This window comes from Vibrio sp. Vb0937 (genome assembly GCF_033338855.1).
On sequence record NZ_JAWOTK010000432.1, the window covers coordinates 1 to 1063 of the forward strand.

Here is a 1063-nt window from a genome sequence, read left to right on the forward strand (position 1 = left end):
GAAAATGGCAAATTAATCTAATGTGAATGAATGTTTATGAAGCAACGTTTTATTAATATTGATGCACATAATGATCGCATTGGTCGTATGATCATTATCGAATGAAAGAGGAGAGATTTAGCCGGAAATGATGTGCTTTTGCATCGACTCAATGATCTGTGCCGTCATGCCCCAGATGAAATGTTGACGATATGGGATAGCAAATACACGATGACTGCTTCTTTTTAACTCAAACTTACTGCTGTAGAGCTTATTTGGGTTCAAAATATGGTTGGCTGGTACCTCAAAAACCGACTCGACCTCATTTGGGTCAATATGCGTTTTGTAATCCGGAGAAATAAAGGCCAAAAATGGCGTCACATTAAATTGACTAATCGTTGGCAGTTTTGGCAACTGACCGAACACATGAATATGTTTATCTTCTATACCGACCTCTTCATTAGTCTCACGAAGCGCCGTATTCACCAGATGGATATCTTCGGGTTCAAACTTACCGCCAGGAAAGCTGATTTGCCCTGGATGATGCCGAAGATGTTCGGCTCGCTTGGTCAAAATCACTTGTAGGCCTTCAGGTCTATCCACAAAACCAATCAGAACCGCGGCGTCTCGAAGCGGTTTACCTTTCATAAAATTCAGGCGGGCAAGAGACTCCTTGTGATACCCCGTCGGAAGATGAAATTGAAAGTTCTGCAGCAATTTTGTTTTGTCGATAACCAAACCGAATCCCTAATTTTCGTGCCTACTCATTATTATACACCCAAGATAATAACCCTAAACTCCGGAAGCGAGCGTGCTTGAGTGAGAAAATGAGTGGTGAGTGCACTCCGCCTCATTGTTGATAAAACAGTAAGCTCAAATGTTAAAGGAAGATCGCTTCACATCTAGGCAACCTTTTGCTTTGTGCTTTGTGTCTCACTCTGCCGAAGCATATTGATTTGAAACTTATAGGGTTATACACCATTCTTATTTTTAAGGCGTTGCAATGAGGTTGGTGTTTGCCAATGAAAGGGATAATCTTCACCGAGTTCATGGAGTTAGTGGAAAGCAAATTTGGACTTGAAGT

At 41.4% G+C, this 1063-nt stretch carries 1 protein-coding gene; it reads right to left on the bottom strand.

The features are described 5' to 3' along the window. Positions 1-117: 117 nt before the first annotated feature. On the bottom strand, positions 118-717 hold the full coding sequence (locus tag R7P67_RS26275) for a CoA pyrophosphatase (protein ID WP_005458814.1): 600 nt from the start codon (positions 715-717) through the stop codon (positions 118-120). Positions 718-1063 lie beyond the last annotated feature (346 nt).